Origin of the sequence: Photobacterium ganghwense (assembly GCF_003025595.1) — a bacterium.
Classification (GTDB): domain Bacteria; phylum Pseudomonadota; class Gammaproteobacteria; order Enterobacterales; family Vibrionaceae; genus Photobacterium; species Photobacterium ganghwense.
The window spans coordinates 431371-457061 of sequence record NZ_PYMI01000004.1 but is presented as its reverse complement, the minus strand read 5'-3'; the positions used below and the strand labels follow the sequence as shown (position 1 = coordinate 457061).

24 protein-coding genes are annotated in these 25691 nt (G+C 48.4%); 7 read left to right on the top strand and 17 right to left on the bottom strand.

From position 1 onward, the window contains the following. Positions 1-337: 337 nt before the first annotated feature. Positions 338-832, bottom strand: coding sequence for a hypothetical protein (locus C9I92_RS16445; RefSeq protein ID WP_146149702.1), 495 nt, complete (start codon positions 830-832; stop codon positions 338-340). Between the two features lie 211 nt (positions 833-1043). On the opposite strand from C9I92_RS16445, the gene C9I92_RS16440 reads away from it, so the two are divergent. The 3 genes from C9I92_RS16440 (at position 1044) to C9I92_RS16430 (ending at position 5668) form a co-directional block, all read left to right on the top strand. Then, entirely contained in the window at positions 1044-4373 is a 3330-nt protein-coding gene (locus tag C9I92_RS16440) for an ImpA family metalloprotease (RefSeq protein WP_047886067.1), read from the top strand. Between the two features lie 385 nt (positions 4374-4758). Beyond that, positions 4759-5181: a GFA family protein gene (locus C9I92_RS16435; protein ID WP_047886066.1), complete on the top strand. Its 423-nt coding sequence runs from the start codon at positions 4759-4761 to the stop codon at positions 5179-5181. 97 nt (positions 5182-5278) lie between these two features. Next, entirely contained in the window at positions 5279-5668 is a 390-nt protein-coding gene (locus C9I92_RS16430; RefSeq protein WP_053061886.1) for a hypothetical protein, read from the top strand. A gap of 144 nt (positions 5669-5812) precedes the next feature. Here the strand turns inward: C9I92_RS16430 and C9I92_RS16425 are convergent, their stop codons facing one another. Together C9I92_RS16425 and C9I92_RS16420 are read right to left on the bottom strand one after the other, a co-directional pair. Next, positions 5813-6538: a UTRA domain-containing protein gene (locus C9I92_RS16425; protein WP_047886065.1), complete on the bottom strand. Its 726-nt coding sequence runs from the start codon at positions 6536-6538 to the stop codon at positions 5813-5815. 304 nt (positions 6539-6842) lie between these two features. Continuing rightward, positions 6843-7358 (bottom strand): GNAT family N-acetyltransferase, encoded by a 516-nt coding sequence (locus tag C9I92_RS16420; protein WP_047886064.1) that lies wholly within the window; start codon positions 7356-7358, stop codon positions 6843-6845. A gap of 376 nt (positions 7359-7734) precedes the next feature. Between C9I92_RS16420 and C9I92_RS16415 the strand changes: the two genes are divergently transcribed. Next, positions 7735-10110, top strand: a complete 2376-nt coding sequence (locus C9I92_RS16415) for a Lon protease family protein (RefSeq protein WP_047886063.1) — start codon at positions 7735-7737, stop codon at positions 10108-10110. Positions 10111-10272: 162 nt separating this feature from the next. Here the strand turns inward: C9I92_RS16415 and C9I92_RS25905 are convergent, their stop codons facing one another. Continuing rightward, positions 10273-10680, bottom strand: a complete 408-nt coding sequence (locus C9I92_RS25905; protein ID WP_207103783.1) for a GFA family protein — start codon at positions 10678-10680, stop codon at positions 10273-10275. A 217-nt stretch (positions 10681-10897) separates the two neighbouring features. Next, entirely contained in the window at positions 10898-11050 is a 153-nt protein-coding gene (locus tag C9I92_RS25460) for a hypothetical protein (RefSeq protein ID WP_169776047.1), read from the bottom strand. A 357-nt stretch (positions 11051-11407) separates the two neighbouring features. Between C9I92_RS25460 and C9I92_RS16405 the strand changes: the two genes are divergently transcribed. Further along, positions 11408-12361 (top strand): SPFH domain-containing protein, encoded by a 954-nt coding sequence (locus tag C9I92_RS16405; protein WP_047886062.1) that lies wholly within the window; start codon positions 11408-11410, stop codon positions 12359-12361. A 16-nt stretch (positions 12362-12377) separates the two neighbouring features. Then, entirely contained in the window at positions 12378-12833 is a 456-nt protein-coding gene (locus C9I92_RS16400; protein WP_047886061.1) for an NfeD family protein, read from the top strand. 135 nt (positions 12834-12968) lie between these two features. Here the strand turns inward: C9I92_RS16400 and C9I92_RS16395 are convergent, their stop codons facing one another. The 7 genes from C9I92_RS16395 to C9I92_RS16365 form a co-directional block, all read right to left on the bottom strand. Further along, complete coding sequence (locus tag C9I92_RS16395; RefSeq protein WP_422894364.1) at positions 12969-13472, bottom strand: class I SAM-dependent methyltransferase; 504 nt, start codon at positions 13470-13472, stop codon at positions 12969-12971. Between the two features lie 131 nt (positions 13473-13603). Next, on the bottom strand, positions 13604-14095 hold the full coding sequence (locus C9I92_RS16390; protein WP_053061885.1) for a GNAT family N-acetyltransferase: 492 nt from the start codon (positions 14093-14095) through the stop codon (positions 13604-13606). Between the two features lie 65 nt (positions 14096-14160). Beyond that, positions 14161-14397 (bottom strand): hypothetical protein, encoded by a 237-nt coding sequence (locus C9I92_RS16385; protein WP_047886060.1) that lies wholly within the window; start codon positions 14395-14397, stop codon positions 14161-14163. Positions 14398-14922: 525 nt separating this feature from the next. Further along, entirely contained in the window at positions 14923-15324 is a 402-nt protein-coding gene (locus C9I92_RS16380; protein WP_047886059.1) for an NUDIX hydrolase, read from the bottom strand. A 46-nt stretch (positions 15325-15370) separates the two neighbouring features. Continuing rightward, positions 15371-15739, bottom strand: coding sequence for a RidA family protein (locus C9I92_RS16375; protein ID WP_047886058.1), 369 nt, complete (start codon positions 15737-15739; stop codon positions 15371-15373). Positions 15740-15824: 85 nt separating this feature from the next. Then, entirely contained in the window at positions 15825-16178 is a 354-nt protein-coding gene (locus C9I92_RS16370) for a tRNA-binding protein (protein ID WP_047886057.1), read from the bottom strand. A gap of 144 nt (positions 16179-16322) precedes the next feature. Next, positions 16323-16730, bottom strand: a complete 408-nt coding sequence (locus C9I92_RS16365) for a helix-turn-helix domain-containing protein (RefSeq protein ID WP_047886056.1) — start codon at positions 16728-16730, stop codon at positions 16323-16325. 138 nt (positions 16731-16868) lie between these two features. Here C9I92_RS16365 and C9I92_RS16360 point away from each other — a divergent pair, with 138 nt between their 5' ends. After that, positions 16869-17777: an aldo/keto reductase gene (locus C9I92_RS16360; protein WP_047886055.1), complete on the top strand. Its 909-nt coding sequence runs from the start codon at positions 16869-16871 to the stop codon at positions 17775-17777. Positions 17778-17908: 131 nt separating this feature from the next. Here C9I92_RS16360 and C9I92_RS16355 read toward each other — a convergent pair whose 3' ends face one another. The 5 genes from C9I92_RS16355 to C9I92_RS16335 are packed head-to-tail and all read right to left on the bottom strand — an operon-like array spanning position 17909 to position 25371. Then, positions 17909-19381 (bottom strand): tetratricopeptide repeat protein, encoded by a 1473-nt coding sequence (locus tag C9I92_RS16355; protein WP_047886054.1) that lies wholly within the window; start codon positions 19379-19381, stop codon positions 17909-17911. Beyond that, positions 19378-20403, bottom strand: a complete 1026-nt coding sequence (locus tag C9I92_RS16350; RefSeq protein WP_047886053.1) for a family 8 glycosyl hydrolase — start codon at positions 20401-20403, stop codon at positions 19378-19380. The genes C9I92_RS16355 and C9I92_RS16350 overlap by 4 nt, the downstream gene beginning before the upstream one ends. Continuing rightward, positions 20400-22517 carry a cellulose biosynthesis cyclic di-GMP-binding regulatory protein BcsB gene (locus tag C9I92_RS16345; RefSeq protein ID WP_047886052.1) on the bottom strand — a complete coding sequence of 706 codons (2118 nt, stop codon included), beginning with the start codon at positions 22515-22517 and terminating at the stop codon, positions 20400-20402. Before C9I92_RS16345 ends, C9I92_RS16350 begins: the two co-directional genes overlap by 4 nt. After that, positions 22514-24847 (bottom strand): UDP-forming cellulose synthase catalytic subunit, encoded by a 2334-nt coding sequence (bcsA, locus tag C9I92_RS16340; RefSeq protein WP_047886051.1) that lies wholly within the window; start codon positions 24845-24847, stop codon positions 22514-22516. Before bcsA ends, C9I92_RS16345 begins: the two co-directional genes overlap by 4 nt. After that, the gene (locus tag C9I92_RS16335; RefSeq protein ID WP_207103782.1) at positions 24844-25371 is read right to left on the bottom strand and encodes a hypothetical protein; all 528 of its coding nucleotides are present in this window, start codon (positions 25369-25371) and stop codon (positions 24844-24846) included. Before C9I92_RS16335 ends, bcsA begins: the two co-directional genes overlap by 4 nt. Between the last annotated feature and the right edge of the window lie 320 nt (positions 25372-25691).

Sequence of the window (25691 nt, the reverse complement as noted above, 5' to 3'; positions counted from 1 at the left end):
TTGCAGTGTGGCGGCGCAATGACTGACGGTCAACATGGCTTGGTATATTTGATGGATTATTGTTTGTGGCTTCAGGTTGTTATCAAACCGGACTTTTTGTAATTAACCATATATTTGCGTAATTAACCATATAACAGCAGGTTAGCAAAATCATTTCTTAATGGTTTAACACGGAAGACGAAGATAAACATCGGGGAATTGCATGGGGAGTAAGAGATAAAACAGAGAAGTAAAACCGATACAGCTCATGGGTATGAGCTGAATAATGTTAATTCAGATTCGGCGTGCCCCAGCCTGATTGTGCAACCGGCTGGAATCAACCCGGTTCACCAGGCTGCTACTGAATCCAGAATCCGGCCAGTGTTTCTCCTTCCAATACCATGCGGTACTGATTGCTCGCACCACCTTGAAAATAAGAAACTTTCCAGGAATATACGTCGTAACCTTTTTGTTCAGTCACACCTTGGTATTCCACCTGATAACCGCCGGTCAGTTTTTTTCCGTAGATTTTAGTCAGCATGTTGAAGCGGGACTCTGCCAACGCTTTTTTAAATTCAGGCGTGGTCTGGTCAGTAAATTGCTGGTAGTCACTGGTCATAAGAGCTTGAATCTGACGTTCAAAAAGTTGCTGTGTTTGGGTAATTTCATTGGCCTGCACTGCGCTTGAAGCCATTATGGCAACCGACGTTATGATGGTACCTGATGCCAGTATCCCATTGGCCAGCAAGGCAGCAGTTGCAAGTTTCGACCGCTTTATTAACCGTATTGGTTTTAGCATATTGCTCTCCTGAACCGATTCCCAATCAGATAATAAAATTGAAATAAGTTTCATATCATTGCGGATAATCTACCATTGCCTTTCAAGGAATGAAAGGGCAAGACGCGGCATGAGGGCCTGACAAATTAAATGGCAGTCTAGTTAAAGCATAAAATTGTTATCTTAAGCCAGTAATCTCCTGAATTTTTTGACTTATTACGGCTAATCATCACTATTAGCAGCGATATTAATCAAACAGTAAATAACAATAAATACAGGAGCAAATATGCAACTGAGGTTGGCAATAAAGCAGTTGTTACTTCTCGGGGCGCTGACTCCTCTGGCCGCATGTGGTGGCGGGGGTGGAGACGAGCCGGTGACAACGGATAAAGAAACGGGTGGAATTGTTCAGAACGGTAACGAGTCAGAAAATCAGGGCGATAATCAGCCGGAAACGCCATCAGAACCTGAGACTACACCTGATCCGGATACCACTCCAGAGCCCTCTTATCTGATCTCGGTAAAGGTGTCTGATAAGGTCACTATCACGCCGGAATCAGTAAAGGCGAAAGCGGGAGAACGCTACACGTTTGATGTTGCTGTTGATGAAGGCTACAAACTGAATGGTATTGCAGGCTGCAACGGTCAGTGGCAACCGGATAGCCAGCAGTATGTGACCGGTGCAATTGCCGGTGATTGTGAAATCACCCCTTCACTGACATCGCTGGTTGAACAGGCGATTTCCCAGGAAGATCATACGCTGGCATCGGCAGATGCATTGATTGAATACAGCCTTGACCAGCTAAAGCTTGCGACGGCTCGTCAGGCGTCACTGATTCCACAGTTTTACCAAGGTGTCGGCGACACCATCTCCTGGCATCCGACCCATGACAGTATTACTTTCACTTCTTTCCTGCCGGAGTCTAACGTCGAAGTATTGCGATCAACGCAGAATGAAGCCGGTAAGCCCTCAGCGAAAGGGCTGATTTATGCGGGTGAGCAAAATGGTCATCGCTATATGGCAATGGCTGGCAACATGTTTTCGGTCGACCGGAATGCGCAAACCGATACGTTACTGAATAATTTGGTCGTTTGGCTGACTCATCGCAATGAAATGACTACCGAACCGTTGAAAGTGATAACCAGCCACGTTTCGAGCCGTGCTGACAGCTGGTACTTTCCGCACAATGAGAACATCCGTAAATGGCTGAATGAGTTTTACCCGAATAACCACACGATAAATACGTCTAACAGCTGCGAATATGAAGCGCTGTCAGCCTGCATTGATACCCAGCAACCGGATATGATCATTTTCAGCGATATTGATCGGGACGGCAGGGGTTACGCAGGCGTGGCTGCGGCGATAGAAAAGGCCAAGCAGCGGCAGATCCCGATTATCGTGGTGAACCATGAACGCTTTGCTAGCCCGATGGCTTCGCCGCTATACAGCTACATGGGCCTTGCCGGGGAAGGGAATTACTGGAGCGAGCACCATGCTGCCAACGCGTCAGTTGAAGAGCAAAAATCACTGCCGGCAACTCTTCGCGCAGTCTCTGAACTGTTACCGCGACTGGAGCAGGGCGCGTTTGATATCTCGGTACTGGATAGCTGTAACAAAAACTTCCTGTATTGTGATGACGTGGCCTTCAATCAGGCATTTAAAACTGCAGCAGACTGGTACCGTCAGTCTGTCTCTGCCATGGACAGCTATGGCTTGGATGCATTTACCAAAGACGAGTTTCGGTTGATCAGTGCCGGGCTGTTGTTGGCCGATAAGTACCGTGCATCGATTGATTACCCGATTGACCAGTCAGAGCAGGGAGCCTGGCAACAGGCAATGTTCGCTGACTGGGTGGTCAGCTACAAACGGGCTCATAACCTGGCGCAACCGGATCTGGGAGAGTTTGTCACCGATAAAAGTCAGGTTGTAAAAGGTGCAAATGCTCATTACCGCTACCCTGCAGTCGTGAATACCCAACAAACTTTTTCGGTACCTTATACGAAACAGTGGACAACCACAGGCTGGTACGCGCTGCCGGGGCAGACAATTACTCTGACCCGTCAGGACAATTCTTCTGCTACTGCCAGCATTAAGCTGAATTATCACCGCAGCAATACAAACCGTGCTTACCAGCAGAAAGTGTACCGTGGTCCGCTAGAACTGGCACAGCAGCGTTTGTCCATTGCTTCTGGTGAAACTGTCACCTTTTCTACACCTTACGGTGGTCCGGTCTACCTGTATCTGGAAGGCTCGGCTTCTCCGGTCAGTGTCACAATTGCAGCGCAAGGTGTCGCAAAGCATCCGACGATCATGGATTTCAGTGATCCGCACGAAATTGCCCGCTTCAATGACACGCTGAACACGACTGAACTGCCGCACGTTGATCTGCGTACCGATGGTGCAGAGCAGCATTTACGTCGAGATCGTTTTCTTGATGCCTTGGGCGGCCAGATGCCAACCGTTGATGACTTACTCAAAGCGATTGAAGAAGATCACCTCAATGCCGTTTATACACTGGCAGGGTACAAGGTACAGGGGAAAACATTGGAGCAGTCGTTACCTGTTGACGTACGTATGAACTGTGAAGCCCTGTTTGGCCGCGATGATTGCTATGACACCAAAATGCATACTCGCACCATTATTCAGCATGCCAACTACGATCAGAACGCGCACTGTGGCAGTGGGTGTAGCGGCAACCCGTGGGATGCTGCTTGGGAGATTGATCCGACCGGCTGGGGTGACAACCATGAACTCGGCCATAATCTGCAAACCAAGCGTCTCAATGTGCACTATGTGACTGAGGGAAATCGTGATACCTGGTCGGAGTATGGTTCCCGTGCCGGTGAAAACTCCAACAACATTTTTCCTTATTTCGTGAAGTGGAAAACGCATTACGAGCGTGATGGGCAAAGTACGACAATCACTGATGGCCACATGAATCATAAAGACCTGTTTTATGTGTTCATGTCTGATGCTGCTGGTGTCACGAATACCCAGGGTGAGCGAGTGGTTGTGGATAGCCGTTGTCAAGTCATGGACAGTGGAGCGGATCGGTTCACTGTACCTTGGCAAAGCAATGATTATGCCGTTCACAATGGCTACCGGATGGCTTTCTACATTCAGATGGCACTGCGGCTTGATAAGCAATTGCTGACAGGCGGTGCCCGTCTGGATAACGGCTTCCATGTCTTTACTTTGCTCTACCAGCACAGCCGTATTTTTGGTCAGTTTGCCGGTAACGAAAATGACTGGCTGGCCAACCGTGAACGCCTCGGATTCAGTCTGTTCCCGTATTCGGGGCATCTGACCTACGGTAATAAGACGGTGCAGGAGATACCGGGTAATGACTTCATGCTGGTGGCCCTGAGTCAACTGACCGATCAGGATTGGCGGCCATATTTTGACATGTTCGGCTTGCGCTACAGCAGTCTGGCGGCCTCACAGGTTGCGTTGAATGCGAAATCTGGAGCGGTCACACCGGGAATGTACGTGCTGGAAACCGATCTGCCATCGGCAGGGATGAGCGCAGACCTGGAGTTTTTGCCGCTGAACATTACCGACGGAACAACACGCTGGCCGCGTGACCTGTCATCTCCGACGCAATGTCAATTATGATAATGTACCTCAGCTGTCTGTAAATTTTGAAAAAAGCCGGAAGTGTTCTTCCGGCTTTTTTGTGTAATGTTGTACCGAATGATAGGCAGAGTGAGTCGGGTAGCAGAAGCACCAGATTTTAATCCGCGGGAAGGAAGTAGCGGCAAGTCAAAAACTGGGAACGTATGAGTAAATAGACAGTCGTACTCATATTGGCGAGCAACAGAATACTGGCAACACATGTTAGCCATTGTTGTAAAACTGGATTTGCAAAACAGGGTTTGTGGGCACGAGTTGATTAGTAAATGCTGCTAAAATGTCTGAATAGGAAGACAAGGCTAACTGTCTATTCACCCGTTTTTTCTCGGAGCTAGCCAACTCCGTTGAACCAGATGGAGAAAGGATAATGGAAGGAAAAACACACCTGAGCGGCCACTGTTTGTGTGGAAAAGTCGGGGTTGCAACGCGCAGTGGTACACTGCATGTTGGTGCTTGCCATTGTGGTATGTGCCGTAAGTGGGGCGGTGGTCCGTTACTGGCGGTTGATGGCGGGCAGAATGTTTCTTTCACCGGAGAAGAGTATATCACCCGTTATTCCTCGTCAGAGTGGGCAGAACGTGCTTTTTGTAAGGAGTGTGGTACCCACCTTTTTTACAAATTGAAGGCAAATGGTCAGCATATTTTGTCTGCCGGGTTATTAGACCAAGAGCCGGAACTTGTCATGGATCATCAGATCTTCATCGACAAAAAACCGCAATATTACACATTTAGCAATGAAACTGAGGTCATGACGGAAGCCGAAGTTTTCGCCAAGTTCGCCCCGAATTAAGGGAAATTTTGCAGAATCCTGACGTAGTTTTACATTGGGCAAACATTGTTTTTCACTAGGGCCGCTATCCTATCGTTATAACGTTAGGAGTAGTCGTATGAAACCTTGGTTTACTATCAACCGGAGCCAGCATGACCCGAGCAAATCCAGCTCTGCAGGTCGCTCAGTGCTGAAAGGCGGTATGCTGGCCACAATGATTCTGACATTCGGTTTGGCGGTTCCTGGTGAGGCGATGGCGAAAGGAAATCATCACCACAAGCACCATAAAAAACACCACCATAATTACCATCATAGTCACCATGATCACTACCGTCATCGTGATGTTATTGTGGTAAAAGAGCGTCCACGACATTATCACTATCACCGTAGTCGTTTACCGGAAATTGCGACATTTGCAATTATAGCCGGAGCCACTTACGCAATTATTGATAATCATTATTACAAAAAACGTGGCGATAATTACGAGTACGTAAACCGCCCAAGATAATTTTTTAGCTCGTTCTTTTAAGGTATCTCTTAAAGACAGCTTATTTAAATCGCTCTTTAGAAACAGTCTTTTCAGACAGCCTCTACAGACAACGTCAGCATGAACAACGCCCGGTATCAGCCGGGCGTTTTCATTTGTGATTTGTTATCTGTACAACTCGCTATCTATATAAATCGCGACCGCGTCATGGCGCCAATGCTCATATTCACAGTCAATGATTGTGCCATGCTGGTTGTAGTTGATACGGCGTATCTTCAGTACCATTTGCCCTTCGGCCAGGTTCAGCTTTTTGGCAACAATACCTTTGGCGGCCGTGGGGAAGACGTCAAATCGCGAACGGCAGGTCGTATAGCCATATCGCTCCCGATAGAGTTCAGTCAGTGAGCGGGTCAGGTCTTCATTCAGAACATCGGGAAAGTGGCTGGCAATCAGGCAGTTTTCAACATACAGCACCGGCCTATTGTCGAGGAAACGGAGCCGGTGGACATGGTGAATTTTTGTCAGCCCGTGCAGTTCCATCGCGGTCATCAGCTCTTGGTTAGCAGGGGATGAACTGACAGAAAGCAACTCGGTTCGGGCATCCCGGTTTTGTTCCGTTACCATCTTATGAAAGTGAGAACGGCTAAGCGGGTTATAGCGAAGACGTTCTGACGATGCCACAAACCAGCCGCGTCGTTCCTCCCGGTAAATGCGACCCTCGGCTTCAAGCGCCATCAGTGCATCTTTGACGGTGATACGGCTGGTTTCGAATATATCGCTGAGCTCTCGTTCCGAAGGCAGCTTAGCACTTGCCGCGAAGAAACCACTGTCGATTTGCTGCGTTAAGGTATCCCGAATCGTGGCCAGTTGTGACGTGCCGTTTTTTTTCATCATGTCTCCGTGCGTGGCTCAGGGTAAGGTTTTGTCTTTAGTCAGGAAGGTCATCGCATAAAGGAAGCCGTGGTGCGGCTGTAAAGACCGTGGAATCGAATGTGTCTGCAGAAAAGCGTGTGTGGACTAGTCCAGAGCGTTTTATTCATTCGTAAATTGGGACTTATTTATACCTGCTTAATGTAACGAAGGGATGTCAGTTGTATGACAACGTTTATATTGAACCCTGCGTTATTTTCGGGGTGATGCCGCTCACTCATAACTTACCCGCTTTTAAAATCCGTTATTATAATCAACTCTGACGTCATGCTTCTTTTAAGGCATTTTCTTTAGATGTTTTCTGCGTCAGCGCCTTATCCATCAAGACAAGATCCCAATTTTTACCTCGAAATGATCGGGTTCCTATTTCAATGGATACGGTTTTGAATCCCAAGGATTCATAACAATGTTTGGCGGCTATATTATGTTCAAAGACAGCCAGACTCAGGTGCGTTGCTTTGAATTCTGTTCTGGCCTTTGCTATGAGCTGGTTAAGCATTTTTGCCGACAATCCTTGCCCACGGTATTGATGAGCGATGAATACCCGGCAGATACGAAAATGGTGATCAGTCTTTTTGATTAATTCCACAAAGCCAACGTTTTGCCCTTTGAACGTACACAGAAAAGGAAAAACATCTTGTTTGCTACAATGCTGGCGGATCTTTTGATGGGTCAGCGGGAATGTATAGTTTGGACCGCCCCATAAATAATTTAATTCTTCTGAATTGATCCATTGAATGAGTTGGTCAAAATTCTGTTCAGTAAACTCATCTAAGCGCATCGATTCCCTCTTCACGAAAGTTAATTCACAGAAACAAAATGGCGAAATCGCCAGGCGGATTTATCATAGCGAATGACAGGAATAAAGTAAGACTTTGTCTCTGATCTTGGCGTTAAATTTGTGTCTCGATGATTGTTGTGTATGAAACCTTATTTAAAGAATGGTCATACAGACAGTCAGGTTCCGATCAGTTATCGGGCATCTGTAAGTTGAAAAAACAATCATAAAAGAGAGGGGAACTGCATAATTATTGGTTGTTTTTTCAGCGGTTAGATGGTCGGGGATGCATTTTTGCCTGCTAAACGTCGTTTAAGTCACTAAAAAATAATAATTAGCTGTCTACACTGATCGAAAAGAATGTAATGGAGGGAGCCATATGACAATTAAAACACTGAGCAGTGACAAACTGTATCGGGTATCAGAATTACATGGCTTACCTGAAGATTGTAAGTCGACCAAGAATTTAACGCCGTTGGACGAGATAGTCGGGCAGGAACGTGCGCAGCAAGCGGTTGAGTTTGCCATGTCCATTAAGGAGAAGGGCTACAACATTTACGCGATTGGGCGCAATGGTCTGGGCAAGCGTACGATGGTGCTGCGTTACCTCAATCGCCACGATCCTAATGGCAGCGGTCATCCGCAGCATGATTGGTGTTATGTCGCCAACTTTGAAGAATCACGCAATCCTAAAGTCCTGAAGATGCCGGCTGGCCGTGGTACGCAGTTCAAAAAAGATGTCGAAAAAATGATGACCAAGCTGGTAAAAGCTTTGCCGCTCGCATTCGACAATGAGGTGTACTATAGCCGTTCTGAAAAGCTGAAAAACCAGCTTGATCAGAAACAACAAGGTGCATTGCTGGCCCTGACTCAGGAAGCCAAGGAACACAGTATCAGCCTGACCGTGACTATGGCCGGTGAATACCAGCTGGTTGCGCTGAACGGTGAAGAGCCGCATACCGAAGAATCATTTGCCCAGCTGTCAGATAAAGAGCAAAAGGTGTTTGAAGACACGATCAACGCGCTGGAGAAAAAGCTGCGCAGTATTGTTCGAGAGCTGACGGAACTGGAAGAAGATTTCTCTGAGAAAATGCAAAAGCTAAATGAAGAAATCGCACTGGAAGTGGTGTCGCATTTTATTCATGATTTGCTGATTGAATACAAATCCTTACCGGAGGTGAAAAACTACCTTAAGGCGATGCGTAAGGATATTCTGGAAAACCTCGATATCTTCCTGGAAGAAAGTGAGGAAGATGTGGCACTGGCGTATGCAACGCTGGATAAGAAAATGCCGCGGCGCTATCAGGTGAATGTGCTGGTGGCGAATGATACAGAAACCAAATTCCCGATTGTGGTGGAAGAGAGTCCGAACTATCACTCGATTTTTGGTTATGTGGAAAATGCGACATACAAAGGCACCATTTTTACGGACTTTTCATTGATTCGCTCTGGCAGTCTGCACCGCGCAAATGGTGGGGTATTGTTGATGGACGCGGTAAAAGTACTGGAGCGTCCGTATGTGTGGGATGGCCTGAAACGGGCGCTGCGTTCGCGTAAATTGAGTGTCAGTTCGTTGGAAAAAGAGGTGACATTGTCCGGTACAATCTCGCTGGATCCTGAGCCTATTCCACTGTCGGTAAAAATTATTCTGTTCGGCGATTATCAGACTTACCAGTTGCTGCAACATTATGATCCGGAATTCAGTGAACTGTTTCGGGTCACGGCGGATTTTGAAGATGAGATGTGTCGTACTGATGAGTCCGAAGCGCAATATGCGAAGTTCATTTCCAGCATTGTGAATGACAACAACATGCTGCATTGTGATCGTAAAGCGATTGCCCGAATCATCGAGTACAGCTCTCGTCAGGCGGATGATCAGAATAAACTCTCACTGCATTCTGCAGATATTGCTAATCTGCTGCGCGAATCTAACTATGCGGCGAAGTCGTCGAATGCCACCATGATTCGTGCGAACCATGTTGAACAGGCGTTGCACAGTCAGGAAAAGCGGGTAAGTCGTCTTAAAGATCATGTAATGCAGACGTTTACCAACGGTACCACCTTGATTGACACGGAAGGGGCAGTTGTCGGGCAAATTAATGGTTTGTCTGTTATTTCTACCTCTGACTATCAGTTTGGTGCACCGAATCGGATCACGGCAACAACCTCCTACGGTGAAGGCGGGGTGTTTGATATTGAACGCAGTGTCGATCTTGGCGGGCGGATCCACTCCAAAGGCGTCATGATTCTCTCTGCTTACCTGGCCTCTATTTTTGGCCGCAGCAGCCGGGTGCCGTTGACGACTCACCTTACGTTTGAGCAGTCTTATGGTGGGGTAGACGGTGACAGTGCCTCAATGGCAGAATTGTGTGCAATTGTGTCAGCATACTCGCAAATCCCGCTTCGTCAGGATGTGGCGATTACCGGCTCGATGAACCAGTTTGGTCAGGCTCAGCCAATTGGCGGCGTGAATGAGAAGATTGAGGGCTTCTTTGATGTTTGTACCATTAAAGGGCGACATGCCGCACAAGGCGTCATTATTCCACAGTCGAACGCGCACAATTTAATGCTGCGTAAGGATGTGGTTGAGGCTGTAGAGAAAGGCGAGTTCCATATTTGGGCAATCAGCCATGTGACTGACGCTATCGAAATCATGACCGGGAAACAGGCGGGGCAGGCATCGTTGGATGGCACCTATCCGGTCGAGTCGGTGTTGGGGCAGGCACAGATGAAACTGAATGCTCTGAGACGTTGATCCTTTGGTACGTCACTGACTTTCTCTGAGTGAGATGAAACGAAAAGGTTCTGGAGCTGCTCCGGAACCTTTTTTAATGTTTCTTTCCGCCAAATAGCTAAGGCTATTTATGAATAGCGTTAATTGAATAGTGTTAAATGATGAGCTTTTATGCTCAGATTTCTAAGACGGAAACAGGTCAAAACTCGGTAAATCATCAAGATGTGCCGCCCAGCCAGGTTTTCTGCTGGTAAAAATAGCCGCTGTGGGCCGAAGCTCAACATTTGTGTCAAGGCACCCCGCCGGAACCACAATGCCCAATGTTTCAGATTGATAGGGTAACGCTGAGCCACATCTACGGCAAAAGCACTTTATATGTTGCGTATCTGGCAGTTGAAAGGTCGTTGTTGAGTCAGCACCTTGCAACCAGTTCAACGTGGCAGTATTGGAAAATAAGTTGGATGCATGCCCTGAGCCTGTGTCTTTCCGGCAATGTTGACAGTAGCAAAGATAAAATGACTGAAAGCTACCCGTTATTTCAAATTGCACATCGCCGCACAAACAGGAACCTTTATATGCTATACGAACCAAATTGCCTCCTGTCTAAACACCCATGATAAATAAGTATTAGAAAGCTATTGCAGAAAGCGACGTCTAGGCATGCTTTTTTAGATGTTACTCACAAATTTTCAAATGAAAAATAAAGTGTGATCAGAGTTTGGTTAATTTCGATGATTATATTGCTTTGTTTGAAAATAAAAAAAGGCAGCCATTTGGCTACCTTTAATAAATAAAGCAGGTAATGAAATTATGCTTTCTGTAGATCTTTTGCAGGATAAGTCAGCGTCATGCCTTCAACATTAACATGCACGTAGTAGCCGCCACTGCTCAGGCCAGCAACAACCATTTTACCAAGATCAACGCCTTTAGTTGCAACAACAACTTCATCAATAGAAAACATTTTATCACCTTGATTAAGAAAATAGATTATATGAAGTATCTATTCGCGCATTTAATCAGAAGTTATATTTCTTATCTAATCAATGTATTTATCACGGTGATGAAATTAATTTATCTGATTTTTGTTTTTGTCTTTTATGAATAAAATAATCGGTAATAAAAGGATGAGCTCTAATTAATTTAAAGCTTTATTAATACATATTCGCTGTTTCTGGGAAGCATAATTTCGCTGTATTTTGTCATTTTCTATAGTGTACACAGTGTCTTAGTGGTATGGTGTGAGATGATTAAATATCAATGATAACAGGCACTAACCGTTACTAAAGTAAGATGGTTAGTCGTTACTGAGGAAGGTAATATGGATCCAGTATTCCAAATTCTCGACGTTGTTCTGAATGTTGAGGTGTTCCTATTAATTTTTGTTTTAGTTCTACTAAAAAATAGCGTTAAGTTTGTGCCACAGAACCGGGCATGGTTAATCGAACGTTTCGGGAAGTATCAGTCGACCAAGGAAGCCGGACTAAACTTCATTGTACCGTTTATCGACCGGGTTGCCGCAGACCGCAGCCTGAAAGAGCAGGCGCAGGACGTGCCGTCGCAATCAGCAATCACCAAAGACAACATTTCACTGATCGTCGATGGCGTGCTCTATTTCCGAGTGCTTGACCCATACAAAGCGACTTACGGTGTCGACGATTATGTGTTTGCCGTTACGCAACTGGCGCAAACGACGATGCGTTCTGAGTTGGGTAAGATGGAACTGGATAAAACCTTTGAAGAACGTGACATGTTGAATACCAACATTGTGACAGCAATAAACTCAGCCTCTGAGCCTTGGGGGATTCAGGTATTGCGTTATGAAATCAAAGATATAGTGCCGCCAAACTCAGTTATGGAAGCCATGGAAGCGCAAATGAAAGCTGAGCGGGTCAAACGTGCCCAAATTCTTGAATCAGAAGGTGACAGACAAGCAGCTATTAACGTCGCTGAAGGTAAGAAACAGGCGCAAGTGCTAGCGGCAGAGGCTGATAAAGCAGAGCAAATTCTGCGGGCAGAAGGTGAAGCCAAAGCTATTCTTGCGGTTGCTGAAGCTCAGGCGGATGCGTTGCGAAAAGTAGGTGAAGCGGCTAACACAGAGGAAGGCCAGAAAGCGATTCAGTTGGATCTCGCGACCAAAGCGATTGCGGCGAAAGAAGCGATTGCCAAAGAGTCTTCCGTTGTTCTGCTGCCAGATAGCGGCACAGACGCCAGTGCACTAGTGGCACAAGGTATGTCGATTATTAACTCGATTAATCAGAAACAGAAACAGTAAGTCTCTGGAGTAAGCGATGGAATTCATAACCAACAATTTACCCGAAGTATTAATGATCTTGGGCGTGATCGCCTTAATCATTGAGGTAGCGGTGCTGGGTATGTCGACCTTTATCTTACTTTTCCTCGGGCTCTCGTTGCTTATATCCGGGTTGCTGATGAACTTCTCTGTACTAGACAGTTCATTGACTACAGCGCTCTGGAGCAATTCCGTGATCACCGCCGTGTTGGCTGTGATTCTGTGGAAACCGTTAAAACGGCTGCAAGAGAACCGGGGGACACAAGATATTCAAACGGATTTTGCTGAGTTGACCTTTACACTGGAAAGTGATGTTGATGATAAAGGGCTGAGCCATTACGCCTACTCTGGCATTAACTGGCAACTGAAAAGCCGCTCTCCTCTGAAAGCGGGAACGCAGGTCACCGTCATCAAAAAAGAGGTGGGGGTGATGTGGGTGGATGCGACTAAGTAAATCCTGAACCGATATTGTAATTAAGCGCGTTAGAGAGACATTTTTAACGCGCTTATTTATTTTTTTAAAACAGTCTGGAGTGATTTGGACGTTTTATCTACCTGAATGTGGAGTTTTATGTCTATTAGAAACGTATTAAGCACGTTTTATCGCGACAACGGAATAAATGTGCCAATGTTTTGATTCGCCTAACATTGTTGTTCCGTCCTCATCGCGTTCGTGAAGTTGAATAATGTCAAAGTTTGTGAAGAGTGCAGCGATATCTTCTTTAGTGAGTGACGTGATAGCCTGGTTGTAATGAGAAGACCATGAGTCATTTTTACCCATAAAATCACCGACAAATACACCGCCTATTTCTAGACAAGAGGTTATCTTTTTCCAAGTAGTTTGAAAATGCACTTTCTCTACGAAAAACAGACTGGCATTTGCGATTACCGCTCCGGACTTTGGGTAGTTGAAGCGATCGAATGATGACTCATAAAGATGAACTTGTGAATTACCCTCGAAGCGTTCTCGACAAATGGCTATTGAATCCGGATTGAGGTCAAATCCATGAACCAGATATCCCTGACTGTTCAAATATTCTATATCACTGCCGGTTCCACAGCCGCAGTCAACGGCAACCTTTTGTGATGACATATTCAATTTAACCGCTTGTTCAGTTCTTTTTGAATGAGGACGGTTTAAAGCTTTTTCGTAGAACTTTCGTCATTTATCTCTATGTTCATCCATGTTAATACATTCCTGAGTTAACCATGACATTATTGTCGTTATGAGCGTGTCCATCGCATTGGCACAAACCTGATGCCATTAACTTCAGATTCAGGAGCCGTTGCTTCGAAACCTTGAGCTTGATAAAAATTGACGGCGTTCACGGAAGCCCTTAACCGCACTTCACCGGACGGTGACTGTTTCAATAGGTGGTGAAGCAGTCGTTTACCTAACCCGGTTCCCTGATAATCATCATCAATGAACAAATGCGTAATATAGTCATGGTCTCTCATTGCCCCATAGCCGATTAGTTGATTATGTTCAGTGAGTTTGAAGCGTTGAAATCGAGTATCGTCAAAAGTCGTTTTGATGTCAGGGAGCACTTTTGATGTAAAAAACAGTCGTCCTTCTTCACTAAAATGCGGGAGGATGTTTGAGTTAGATACCCGCTCGACAAGCTCAACGATTGAATCTAAATCTGAGATTTTTGCTGCCTCGATGTTTGTATCATCGATGTTTATTTCTTTGATGTTCTGTTTTTCGATGTCCATTTGTTCCTTCCCGGAGCAGGGGCCGTATTCAATGGCTTTGAGGTAGATATGCCAGCCAAGAGTGGCTACATCCCTTCTTTTGCCCGAGAAATAGCGGCTTCAATTGCTGCTTTAGCTTGTGGACTATTTTTCCAACACGTTGTTCTCAACATGGACGCCACTCTTTCTGTAATTTCATCAGCCTGATAAGTAGCTAAGTCAGAAAGAGTATCTATTCCAATTTCTTCAAATCTTTTCAATACGGTAGGGCCAACGCCCTTGACCGCTAATAGTGCCTCTCTTTCGGTATCTGAAAACGCCATATGCTCTCCTTAAGAACAGATAAAATGGGTTAGACGACTGCACTCGATTCGCCTGTCATAAAATGATGCCTGACCATCGGCGATAATTTAAATTTTTGTGTGGCAGTAAGCAGTAATACAGGAATAACGGATGCTGGTCATTATAAAAAAGACCTTTGCAGAGCCACTTCAAAAAATAGTGATTAACTTGACCTGTTGCCAATAAAACCTCTGAGAAGTTTCGGTTTAGATCAATTAATCATCTGCGGAGCCACGCATTTATATAGCATTGAAATGGGAGAGGAGAGTCAGGCGTTTTAGATGGCCAGTAGGTATCAGCCTGCTGGTATAAGTCGGTAAGTCTTAGTCGGCGTATTTCCTTATATCGAGGCAGTCCCCCAATTTAATTATTACGCTAATTGTAAATAAAGGGAGATGCCACCAAGCGGAGACAACCCCTGTTTAAGTGGCGAACAGGGGCTGAAAGGTAGCGCTAAAACAGGATCAGACCACCATATTGGCGCTGTGCGAAAAGGCACAACGCGCTCAGTGAATCAATGATTTCTCTTTGAGCCACTCAGCGGCAATCCAGGCTGCTTTGGAAAAGACAGCTTCGTCGGCAGAGCTCAGATAACGTAATTCTTCAATTTCAGCATCAGGCTTGAGTTCGCCGCTGAAATTGGCAAAGTAACAGGTCAGCTGAACAGAAACATCGTCGGCTTTTCCGTCGGCCGGACCGACAAAGGTATCGGCATAACGGATACTGTCTGGGAGCAACTCAACAGACAGTTCTTCGCGAATTTCACGGATTAGCGCCTGCTCATCGCTTTCACCTGGCTCGCGTTTACCGCCTGGCAGATAAAAGAGGGTTTTGCCCTTTGATCGCACTGTCAGTAATTTACCGTCCTGAATAATGATCCAGGCCAGTTTATCAATCAGTTTACTCATCGTGTGTTTTCTCTCTTTCTTTTATATTTCAGCCAGTTACCAGCACTTAGTCGGCCAGGTATTCTTCACCGGCTGCAGCAACAAAAGCAATTTCTACTAGATAGTTCGGATCAGCCAGCTCGGCTTTCACACAAGCGCGGCTTGGCGCACAGCCTTCCGGCAACCAGGCTTCCCATGCTTCGTTTAGTGCATCAAAGTTAGCAAAGTCAGTCAGGTAAATAGTAACTGACAGGATACGAGATTTATCACTGCCGATTTTGGCCAGCATTGCTTCTGCTTGCTGGAAAATTTGCTGTGCCTGACCGCTTACGTCGGCACTGGTGTCAGAGTCCGCCACTTCTACAAAGTGAGCAATGCCGTTATAGACTGTGATATCTGACCAGCGTTTTGAAGGGTTAATACGGTGAATCTTCATGGGAACTTCCTTTTGTGTTTTTAGATGTCGCCAATTTGGCAAAACTTATCAGCGGCTTATCTCTGAATAGGGGGAGAAGGATAATTCAACCAGCCCGGGTTCCGTTTGGCAGGGAGGATTCCGGCATGGCCAGACAAGGGATGACACCGTCGGCATACCCAATGTCAAAAAGCATGCCCTGCGATAATTCCCCCGCCATTTTGCGTTCCGGTAGGTTAACCACAAACAATGCCTGTTTACCGGTGATTTCTGCCGGATTGGCGCGTTCTTGTTTGATTCCGGCTAGAATCGAACGGGTGTGATCGCCGAAATCGACAGTCAATTTCATCAGCTTGTCTGATTTGGCAACGTCGGCGACGGCGGTGATTGTACCGACGCGGATATCCAGCTTGTCGAGGTCATTGATGGTAACAAGGGGTTTGACCGGGGCGGGTGTCATCAGAATATCCTTCTTCCAAAATTGCATTATGCGCCATTATCTTATACCCAATGGGGCGCCGGTTAGAAGACCTGCGGTACAAATTGGAACAAAACGAACGTTTACCTTTACTTCAATGATAATGTTTGATGTGTGATCTCGGGCTCACTCGGGTTCGTCCTGTTTGGCCAGTTGCAGAAACGTTGCCATGCCCTGAATATCGAGATAGCCATCGGCTTTCTTGTGGGTGCGTAAATACTGATAGCCGGTCACCATTTTTATTATCTTTTCGGCTTCTGTTTCGCTGGGCTCTCGGCCATACAAGTGCGAAAAGGCAGCATACAGCGCGATTTTATCTACCACTTCAGCCTGACGATAAAGATACCCGCAGCCGGTTGCCAGCCACTCCAGGGAGCAATTGGCTTTCATTGCAATCTGGTTGGCTTTGGCGAGGCTTGGCTCACTGCCCTTTAGGTATTTTCGGATCAGCGCTTCGCTGATATCCACACGTCGGGCAAAGCCACTGACACTTTCTTCACCAATGAGGGATTTAAGGCGTTCGGCAAAAGACATAATTCGTACTCCGGTTCGAAGCTGAAGGGTTATAGCATTGCGACACGGCCGAAACAAGCCTAGGATGAGGGCAAGATTTATCTGCGAGTTCATCCCGAGAGGGTCGGGTGTGGACTCACTGACAAGGAGTTTACCAACATGGTAGCAAAGGTTGAGATTGCGCCTCAGGGGCCGCAATTTTCTGAACTGGTGCAGGGTTACTGGCGTACGGCGGAATGGGGAATGTCGCCTCAGGAGCGACTGACATTCTTAAAACAACACATTGAGCTGGGCATTACGACTGTTGATCATGCGGATATCTATGGTGACTACAGCTGTGAGCGTCTGTTTGGTGAGGCGCTGGCGTTAGAGCCGTCAGTGCGTGATCAGATTGAGATCGTGACTAAATGCGATATCAAGCTGTGCAGTGCTGCGTTTCCGGAGCGCAAAATTAATCACTATGACACCAGCAAGGCGCACATTCTGGCATCTGTCGATAATTCGTTATCCCGTCTGAATGTTGATCACATCGATGTGCTGCTTATTCATCGACCGGATGTGCTGATGGATGCGGATGAAGTTGCTGAGGCGTTTGCTGAACTGAAGCAGCAGGGGAAAGTCAGCCACTTTGGTGTGTCTAACTTTACGCCCGCTCAGTTTGACCTGCTGCAATCACGCTGGGATGCACCTCTGGTGACTAATCAGGTTGAAATTAATCCGCTGAATTTTGAGGTGTGCCACGACGGAACGCTGGATCAATTGCAAATGAAGCGCATCAAACCGATGGCCTGGTCTTGTCTGGGGGGCGGTGCGATTTTCTCCGGCCAGACTGAGCAACAAATTCGGGTGCGTGACGAACTGGAAGCCATTCGTGAAGAAACCGGTGCGGCCAGTATCGATCAGGTGATTTTTGCCTGGGTACGTCGACTGCCGTCTCGTCCGTTACCGATCATTGGTTCGGGCAAAATTGAACGTGTTCAGGCTGCCGTGGATGCGCTCGACATTGAGCTGACCCGCGAGCAATGGTTCCGCGTCTGGGCGGCCTCTAAAGGCCATGGTGTGCCTTAAGCCTGATTCATGGCGGTTGGCCAATCCGATGTCTAAGTATGCCGGTAACTGACCGGACAAAGAAAAGGGCCAGCAGGCCCTTTTTATTTATGTCAATCAAAGAGAGCGGTTTCAGCGTGTTCGTGGCAGCATCAATAACACAGTTTGTAACTCTTCTTCTGCGCACATTCAGCAGTTTTTAACGCATCCTGGAATCGTTCATCGTAAGGGTAGGCCTCAACCAGTTTGCGGAAGGTCTCTACAGCTTTGGTGTTTTGCTTCTGGTTGTAATATGCCCAGCCTTTAATCTCAGTCAGTCCTACTTCTTTGCCAAAACTGTCCTCAAAGGCTTCACTGTGTTCTATTACGAACTGATAATTCTGCTGCTCGTACGCGTTAAGAATGGCCTTGGATTCACGCTGCTTGGCATACAGCATCTTGCGCTGCGGATCTGCCAGTTTGTTCGCAAGGAACTCAGCATGTTGCTCAAAGCCAGCTTTGTTGAGGGCAAGCGTGTAGCCGTATTGTGTATCTTGAAACTGTTTGTCGCTGCCCGGCATCGCTTCAAGGGCTTGTTCAAAAGCACGTTTGGCTGTCAACGGGCGATCGAGCTTGTACCACTGCCAACCGGCCAGTGCGTACTGACTGGCGGTCATTGACGGTTGCTGATACAGCAGTTCCAGACAAGCCTGAGGTTCACTTTTGCACACTTTGGTGAGTTGTGGTGAGCCCTCGCCGGCATTGAGCTTTTTCAACGCCGGATACCGGCTGGCCCATTGTTGCTGCAACCGGGACGCGTCTTCGCTGCGACCCAGCTGTTGCAGGGTCAGAATTTTCCCTTCAATCTGCTTTTTGTTGGGTTGTCCCGTCCCCGCTGAACCCGACCGGGTCCATTGTATGGATTGGTCAAACCACATCAGCGCCTGACTGTATTGTTTCTGACGGTAATACTGCCAGCCCAGCATTTCTGCGCCTTTTGCATCACGGAGCTGTGTGATCTGTTTTCCGGCCGCGTCGGCATCTGCGGTGCTGAGTCTGGCCTGCCCGAGTTGCGTTAAATGCAACTGATAGGCCAGTTTGTTGTACGCCTCGGGTTGATAGCCAGCACTTTGGCGGTAGCGGGCCAGAATATCACTGCCATTGGTATTGCGGGTCCAGCCGAGCAATTTTTGTGTGGTACTCAGGCCGTGATCCGGGCAGGCCGTCAGAATTTGGGTGAACTTCTGTTTGGCTTTCGGGCCATATCCGGTTGCGACCTCCTGCTGCAGATCCAGCCACGCCCATTGGATTCGCTGGCAGCTGGCCCAGTCAGGATGGGCAGCCAGCAGTTGGCGGGCTTGCTCATTCTGATGAGTTTTGACGGCCTGAGTCAGTTGGTTAAGCGCCTCCTGATAGCTGATTTCAGTGTTCAGCTTTTCAGATGTTTTATTGTTTGCCGCTGCCTGCTGTGCGGCCTGCCAACCTTCTTTTTCCAGAATTTTCCAGATAGGTGTTTCATCAAACTGGGATTGAGTACGCTGCGGGGCGACTTCCACCGACACCTGGCGTTCCAGCAGTTGGACCTGAGCTTGCTCGGCGGCCATTACCGGAGTGGCCGCGAGCAACGCGAGAGTCAAAGGTTTCATTGGCAATACCTCTCGTGAAAAGCGATATGAGAAAAAATGATCAGGCTGGCAGAGTAATAATCGTCATTCGCGTCCGGATGGGGGAGTGCGTTGCGATGCTTGTATTTCTCCTGGCTGATTTGCACCAGTGTTGCAATGGCATTGGCCCCGTTAGGGGCTTTGTAGTCGGCCATCTGAGCGGAGTTAACATCTACCCAGGCGCGGTTATTTTGTTGCAACCAGCTGCGGTAATGGTCGTTAATCGCGCTGTCGTAGCCGCCCCAAATGAGATAAAGGGGGATTCGATAGCTGGAATAGCTGAACCGGGAAGGGAACTGCTGTGCCGGTTGCCAGCTGTCATTCTGAAATTCGAGCCAGTCTGCCGGCAGGTGATACTTCCCGAACTGATTTTTATCCAGTAATGCCAACCCACCTTCGCTGAGTGCGGACCAGCGCGGGCTGAATTGTCTGAACGCATTAAATGCCGGGAAAATCCAGTATGACGGATTGACCACTGTTGAGGTCGGGTGAGCAAACCCGTAGCTTGCCGGCAGTAAAGCCAGTTCATTATCCAGTGTCACAATATGGCTTTTCGCCAGAGCATCAATGATGGCTTTGGCCTGTTCCCGATATTGATAGTCCGGCCAGGCTTCATCGGCTTTCAGCAATGCCCATGCGATAAAAATGTCGCCATCACTGGCATTGTTCGGATCGGGGATATGGGGTGGTTGAGGCTGCCACTTCCAGGCAAACAGGGCATCCTCATCACGCTGCAAGGTAGAACGAGTCCACTGCCAGAGCTGTTTAAAGGTGTCGTGATCGTGGAAGAAGGCGGCCATTAACATGCCGTATCCCTGGCTTTCGCTGTGGCTGATACTGTCATTGCCGTTGTCCACGACTCGTCCCTGAGGCGTGATGTAACGTTGCTTATAATACGTCCAGAGCTTTTGATCGCCCTGAATGTTACAACCGTGCACCTTCGCTTCAACCGATGAGTGCGTCAGCATTGGTAACGTGGCCAGCACAAGCGGAAACCATTTCATCGCGTCTTCTCCAGGCTACGGTGCATCAGCAATGCCAGTGGCAGGATAAGCAGCAGCAACAGCAGTGGCAGCATGTACGGATAAGCAATGAAACCGGCCCGCGCCAGTTGCAGATCGTCCTGATAGCGGTGAACGGCCAGTTCAATACTGCCAGATGAAGCCGGATGTTCCTGGCTGAGATATAGCGCCATTTCTTCATTCAGTGCGGCTTCATTCATTGCGCTGAAGAAAATGTTGCGCCAGCCGTTGATGTCGGTGGTAAGACGAGCCATGGAATCCGCTTGTCCCTGCATACTCAGTGCTGGCTGCGACTGTGAAAACTGGTAGAAGGCCGCAGGCTGAACCCGATTGTCTGCATCAACGCTGCCTGCATCAACGCTGTCGGCTTCCCCTGTGCTATCTGCATTCATGGTGTGAAGTAGGAACTGGCGCAGACGACTGAACACACCGGTTTGATCTGTAACGGATGATTCAGTGCCCCGGTTTTCCCTGCCCACATCAAACGTCAGGTTCACTGGCCGGACTTGTTGCAACGTGGTGGTCAGCAGCAAGTCTGTCATTGGTTGCCGTGCCTGATGGGTCAGGTGACTCAGCAGTTGCCACACCGCTGACAGGGTGCTGTCTTGTTCATAGTGGAGAGTGAATTGTGCATCACGACCGTTGTTGGCACTGAGGAACAGCAGTTGTTCCGGCGGCAGCTGATGTTCATATTCCGCCAGATAATTTACCCAGGCACCCAATTTCAGGGTGGAATGGCTGTCAATCTGCGCGATAAACGGCGTATAGCTTGAGCCCTGATTGTATGTGACCCGTTGTTCGGGGCCGTACAGCTCGACGCTGACAGTGTTGAGTCCCGGACGCAGCTGGCGCATTGGGAACGTCAGGCGATAGTGCTGAGTGTGGCGCCAGAAACTGGCTCGGATAGGCATGCTGTTAGCATATTCACCATTGACTCGGATGATCATGGCGGCTTCACCGGGATCAACTTTCGGATGGCGCAGCACCAGATTGATCTGCGCGTTTTCGTCCTGATTGACCAGCATGTTGGCCGGCATCATCAGGGGCAGCATTAAAGGTTCGTCCCCAAACTGTTTTTGCTGAGTAAACATGCCGATGCGGAAATGATCCTGACTTGCCATTTGCATTGGGCGGACCAGCGGCTGTTCACTGATCTGAGTGAATGCCTGAGGGGGCAGGATGTAGTCAGGGGTCGCGAAATACCGTGATGCCTGTAACAGCTCCGCTGCATTGCGGCCAGAGATTATCAGCCGCCATTGGCGGGTTTCAGGCTGGCGGAAAACCGCCAGAAATGGCCCGTGGATACTGTCAGTCATGGTATCCGGGATGGCATGCTGATGTCGCAGGTTTTCTGGTAACCCGAAGACCAACTGGACTTTATCGCTGTCTGACAGTGCTGAACTGTTGTTCGACAGGCCAGAGTCTGAGCCGATCAGGTTGTCGTAGGCATACTGGTACTGGTCGCTACCGCTGCGTAGTGTCCAACCCTGAACCAAGTGAGAAGCGACAGTAAGCGCGGCCTGCGGGTTATCCTCCAGCAGATTGACGATCGTCAGTGTCTGACCATGCAGCTGGCCGCTTTTTATCAGCCCGGCCAACGTGGCCAGTGTCGGTGAGCTATTCGTGTCGCGGTAATCCAGTTCATAGAATGACTGCGATGCCAGAATTTCGGTTACAGCTTCTGATGCATCAATTCGCTGCTCGGTCATTGTCAGTGACGCAGGTAGCTGGTGGCGCACCGAAATAGTCATCATGTTGCCATACCGACTCAGCAGTTCGGGTGGCAGTGTCACCTTAATTTGCTGTGGCTCGCCGCTGGGGTGCAACTGAATATTGGCAAGTGGCTTCTCACCAAGATTGAGCCATAAATTAGCCAGATCAATATTGCCCGAATGACTGAGGGTCAGCGATAGCTGAATGGCGTTTGCTTGCTGGTGATCCAGCACCGTGATCGGGAAACTGATCTTATCCCATTGCCCGCGCAGCATCGGATCCCGGCCATCCGGTAACAGATATTGAAACGGCACCCGAATGGTTTCAGCCTGACTGGCGGCAGTGATCAGGAAACAGACAAGAAAAAGCAATATGCGTTTCATTGGCGTACATCCTGTGTTGGGTTGTCGTGGTGAACTGCTGAGCCGGAAGAGTCCTGACGATTGCCCGCTGAAGTGATGGCCTGGGTGAGCCCGAGGAAGGCCAGCTTGCAGAAACTGGCAAATGCATGGGGCAGACTTTTGCGCTGTTGAGCTTCAAACTCGCGGCGTTTCTCCCAGCGTTGGCTGTGGCCGAAGGTCATGCTGGTAAAAATCTGCGCGGCTTTGGCATCGGCATCCATCAACTCGCAATTGACGGTTTGTCCGGTTGCCAGGGCTTGAACTCGATGCACCCGTAGTGTCAGGCGATGCGGTTTCAGGTGCATTTTGTCTGAGCTTTTACCGGCGGTGTTGCCGTGAATGTTGTCACTTATCGGATAGCTCTCGGTATCAGGTTGAGGTGAAGACTTAGGCTGGGGTGAAGATTTCGGCTGAGGTAAAGACCTCGGCTGCTCAGCCAGACAAACTAGCTGGATTACATCGTTCGGTTGCAGCGGCTGACTCAGCGAAGGAATGGTCAGCCGGGCACCGCTGATCGATGCGTCTTCAATCAGTGCATCGGATGATTCTCCGTTGATGCTGACCGATGCCCGGGTTTCACAGCGAGTCCGGGGTTCAAAACGACGCTGACGTTTTTCCACCATGGCACCAAGGCAGACCAGGCACATCAGCAGGTTGAAGGTGTTGAAGACCAGTACGACTGTGAGTTGCCCTTGCTCGACCGGGTACTGGTAGATCCGATAAATCCCCCAGGCTTCTGCGGTACCGATGATCGCGATCAGTGCCAGTACCACAGGAGTTAATGACGAAAAGTGGGTATGGTCAGTGGTTTCGCCTTTCGGAGTTACGGTAAAGCTTGGTTTTCTCGGGTTCACCAGTACCGACAGCACTGGTAACAGCAGGAAAAGCGCCAGTATGGTCTCGTACAGCTCGGAGAAAAAGGCGTTACGCGAGTTGCCGAATAAGTGCTGGTTGATAGCCATGCTGATGATCAGATGAGGGATGGCGTAAGCGATAAAGTCGTTCGCGTTACCCACGAAAATTTGCAGGTCAAACAGCAGGTAGCACAAGGGGGCCAGTAGGTAAATGACCCTGAATAGCGGGAAAAACCAGAATAGGGTTGAGTTCAGGTAGCAGAGCTTCTGCGGCAGGCTCAGCCCACGCTTCAGCAGGGGATTGTTGCGCATGAAAATTTGCAGCATGCCTTGTGCCCAGCGGGTACGCTGGGTCACATACGCCCCGAATGTGTCAGGCGAGAGGCCTGCGATCATGGCCTTGTTGATATAGGCGCTGTCCCATCCGTTGGCGTGAATATTAATCGCGGTATCGGCATCTTCAGTGATGGTTTTGCTTGAGATCCCCCCAGCTTCAACCAGTGCCTTGCGGCGAATGATGGCGGCTGAACCACAGAAAAAACTGGCATTCCAGAAGTCCATACCTTTCAGAATGCGGTTATAGAACATTTCGTTTTCTGCCGGCACCTTGTTCTCTATGCCCAGATTGCGCTCAATGGGGTTTGGGGTGACAAAAAAATGCGGTGTCTGGAGAAATCCTAAACGGGGTTGCTGCTGAAACATGCCGACAGTATTGACCAGAAAATCACGGGTGGGCACATGGTCAGCATCCAGAATCAGAATCAGCTCTCCGGAGCTGTGTTTGAGCGCGTGATTGATATTCCCGGCTTTGGCGTTCAGGTTAGCCGGTCTGGTCAGGTAGTTGGCTCCCAATTCCAGGCACAGTTGTTTTAGGTCATTGGTCCGCTGACGAGCCGCATTGGCACGCTGAAGATTCGGGTCGTTCAGCTTTTGCGCCGTGCCGCCATCGTCCAACACCCAGACATTAACCGTCCCCGGATAGCGAAGCTGCATCGCTGCCGAGATTGTTGGCCGTACCACGCGAGGCGATTCGTTGTAGGTTGGAATGAATACATCAATGACGGGAAGAGGCTTGCTTTCGTCAATTGGTACGATGTCCCGCTCACGCTGGCGTACGTTCACGAACATACCTAGCAGGTAGATGGTGATGCCGTAAATTTCGGTGATGAATAGCGCCAGCGCAAAAGGCATATCAATGCTGCTTTCCCATGGCAGAGTTTGGTCGTAGCGCCACCAGATATAGCGCAGCGAAATCAGCGCGCCTGTGATCAACATGATCAGGTTCAGCATGTTTCTGTCGCTGCGGTTCATCCCCAGCATCACAATGACAAACGTAGAGGCTGACAGCCAGAGGTGAGTTTCCGTTGAGACGTTCACGGTTGCCAGGCCGGTAATCGCGACAAACAGCAGAATGGCAGCGAACCACTTCATTCCGGACAGTGCATTCGGGGTTTTCATGACGGAAAGTCCTCCAGATAGAAACTGGGTTTCAGCTCATCCAGCCAGGTGAGACTGTGACGGTTTTCAGGGGCGCAATAATGGATAAAGATGGATAACCACTGCTCCATCTTGCGGGTGTGCTGTTGGGCATAAACGCAGCGGTCACCGTTGGGCATGACGTTGACCCAACGCTGGTAGGGGCCGACTGCGTTGTACTTACGCTCACCGGGGTTTGACGGCATGGCAAAGGCGAAAAGCGAGGGAGGCTGTTCCAGTGGTTTTTTCGACACCACCTGTACGATCAGGTTTTCACCGCGCTGAAAAGTTGTATTGTCCAGCTCAGACCAGAACCATAGCTCTTCGTTTCTGCGCTGCCGGTAATTGGTCAGCAGTTTTTGCCCTTCTGGATAGACAGGTAGCTGATAGTCATGGATTGTGACGGGATCATTGAACGTATGACTGACTGTCTGGGACTGAGTCAGCTGACACCCGGTCAGACTGAGCGCCCCAACAACAATGCCAAGGATACTGCGTAAACTCATAAGTGCCTCCTTGATGCTCCTGAACGGGGCTATGCAAGAACGCCACCATATTTTCAATCCTGACTAGCCGACTGATTTATGAGAATTTTTCTTAATGCTGAACACGTTGATGACAGAAAGTGTAAAAGATACTGACATTTGAATCAGTAGAGAGAGGGGAGCTCGAAAGCCACGGAACATAACGAGTCGAAAAGTGGATAGCAAGAAAACAGCAGTTTAAACAAAATGGTTCAAGCAAAACAGTTTATGCAAAACGGTTCAAAGAAAACAGAGAGATGAAACAGCAGGCAGAGAGATGACAGGCAGCTTCAATAAAATAC

Excerpts from the sequence above, each read along its gene's own strand:
- C9I92_RS16385 (WP_047886060.1), bottom strand. The coding sequence starts at position 14,397 with ATGGCGTTTTCAGATACCGAAAGAGAGGCACTATTAGCGGTCAAGGGC.
- C9I92_RS25460 (WP_169776047.1), bottom strand. The coding sequence starts at position 11,050 with ATGTTTTCTATTGATGAAGTTGTTGTTGCAACTAAAGGCGTTGATCTT.
- C9I92_RS16395 (WP_422894364.1), bottom strand. The coding sequence starts at position 13,472 with ATGTCATCACAAAAGGTTGCCGTTGACTGCGGCTGTGGAACCGGCAGT.
- C9I92_RS16345 (WP_047886052.1), bottom strand. The coding sequence starts at position 22,517 with ATGAAACGCATATTGCTTTTTCTTGTCTGTTTCCTGATCACTGCCGCC.
- C9I92_RS16405 (WP_047886062.1), top strand. The coding sequence starts at position 11,408 with ATGGATCCAGTATTCCAAATTCTCGACGTTGTTCTGAATGTTGAGGTG.
- C9I92_RS16420 (WP_047886064.1), bottom strand. The coding sequence starts at position 7,358 with ATGCGCTTAGATGAGTTTACTGAACAGAATTTTGACCAACTCATTCAA.
- bcsA (WP_047886051.1), bottom strand. The coding sequence starts at position 24,847 with ATGAAAACCCCGAATGCACTGTCCGGAATGAAGTGGTTCGCTGCCATT.
- C9I92_RS16360 (WP_047886055.1), top strand. The coding sequence starts at position 16,869 with ATGGTAGCAAAGGTTGAGATTGCGCCTCAGGGGCCGCAATTTTCTGAA.
- C9I92_RS16425 (WP_047886065.1), bottom strand. The coding sequence starts at position 6,538 with ATGAAAAAAAACGGCACGTCACAACTGGCCACGATTCGGGATACCTTA.
- C9I92_RS16350 (WP_047886053.1), bottom strand. The coding sequence starts at position 20,403 with ATGAAATGGTTTCCGCTTGTGCTGGCCACGTTACCAATGCTGACGCAC.
- C9I92_RS16370 (WP_047886057.1), bottom strand. The coding sequence starts at position 16,178 with ATGACACCCGCCCCGGTCAAACCCCTTGTTACCATCAATGACCTCGAC.
- C9I92_RS16445 (WP_146149702.1), bottom strand. The coding sequence starts at position 832 with ATGAAACTTATTTCAATTTTATTATCTGATTGGGAATCGGTTCAGGAG.
- C9I92_RS16400 (WP_047886061.1), top strand. The coding sequence starts at position 12,378 with ATGGAATTCATAACCAACAATTTACCCGAAGTATTAATGATCTTGGGC.
- C9I92_RS16440 (WP_047886067.1), top strand. The coding sequence starts at position 1,044 with ATGCAACTGAGGTTGGCAATAAAGCAGTTGTTACTTCTCGGGGCGCTG.
- C9I92_RS16355 (WP_047886054.1), bottom strand. The coding sequence starts at position 19,381 with ATGAAACCTTTGACTCTCGCGTTGCTCGCGGCCACTCCGGTAATGGCC.
- C9I92_RS16380 (WP_047886059.1), bottom strand. The coding sequence starts at position 15,324 with ATGAGTAAACTGATTGATAAACTGGCCTGGATCATTATTCAGGACGGT.
- C9I92_RS16415 (WP_047886063.1), top strand. The coding sequence starts at position 7,735 with ATGACAATTAAAACACTGAGCAGTGACAAACTGTATCGGGTATCAGAA.
- C9I92_RS16365 (WP_047886056.1), bottom strand. The coding sequence starts at position 16,730 with ATGTCTTTTGCCGAACGCCTTAAATCCCTCATTGGTGAAGAAAGTGTC.
- C9I92_RS16390 (WP_053061885.1), bottom strand. The coding sequence starts at position 14,095 with ATGGACATCGAAAAACAGAACATCAAAGAAATAAACATCGATGATACA.
- C9I92_RS16435 (WP_047886066.1), top strand. The coding sequence starts at position 4,759 with ATGGAAGGAAAAACACACCTGAGCGGCCACTGTTTGTGTGGAAAAGTC.
- C9I92_RS16335 (WP_207103782.1), bottom strand. The coding sequence starts at position 25,371 with ATGAGTTTACGCAGTATCCTTGGCATTGTTGTTGGGGCGCTCAGTCTG.
- C9I92_RS16375 (WP_047886058.1), bottom strand. The coding sequence starts at position 15,739 with ATGAAGATTCACCGTATTAACCCTTCAAAACGCTGGTCAGATATCACA.
- C9I92_RS16430 (WP_053061886.1), top strand. The coding sequence starts at position 5,279 with ATGAAACCTTGGTTTACTATCAACCGGAGCCAGCATGACCCGAGCAAA.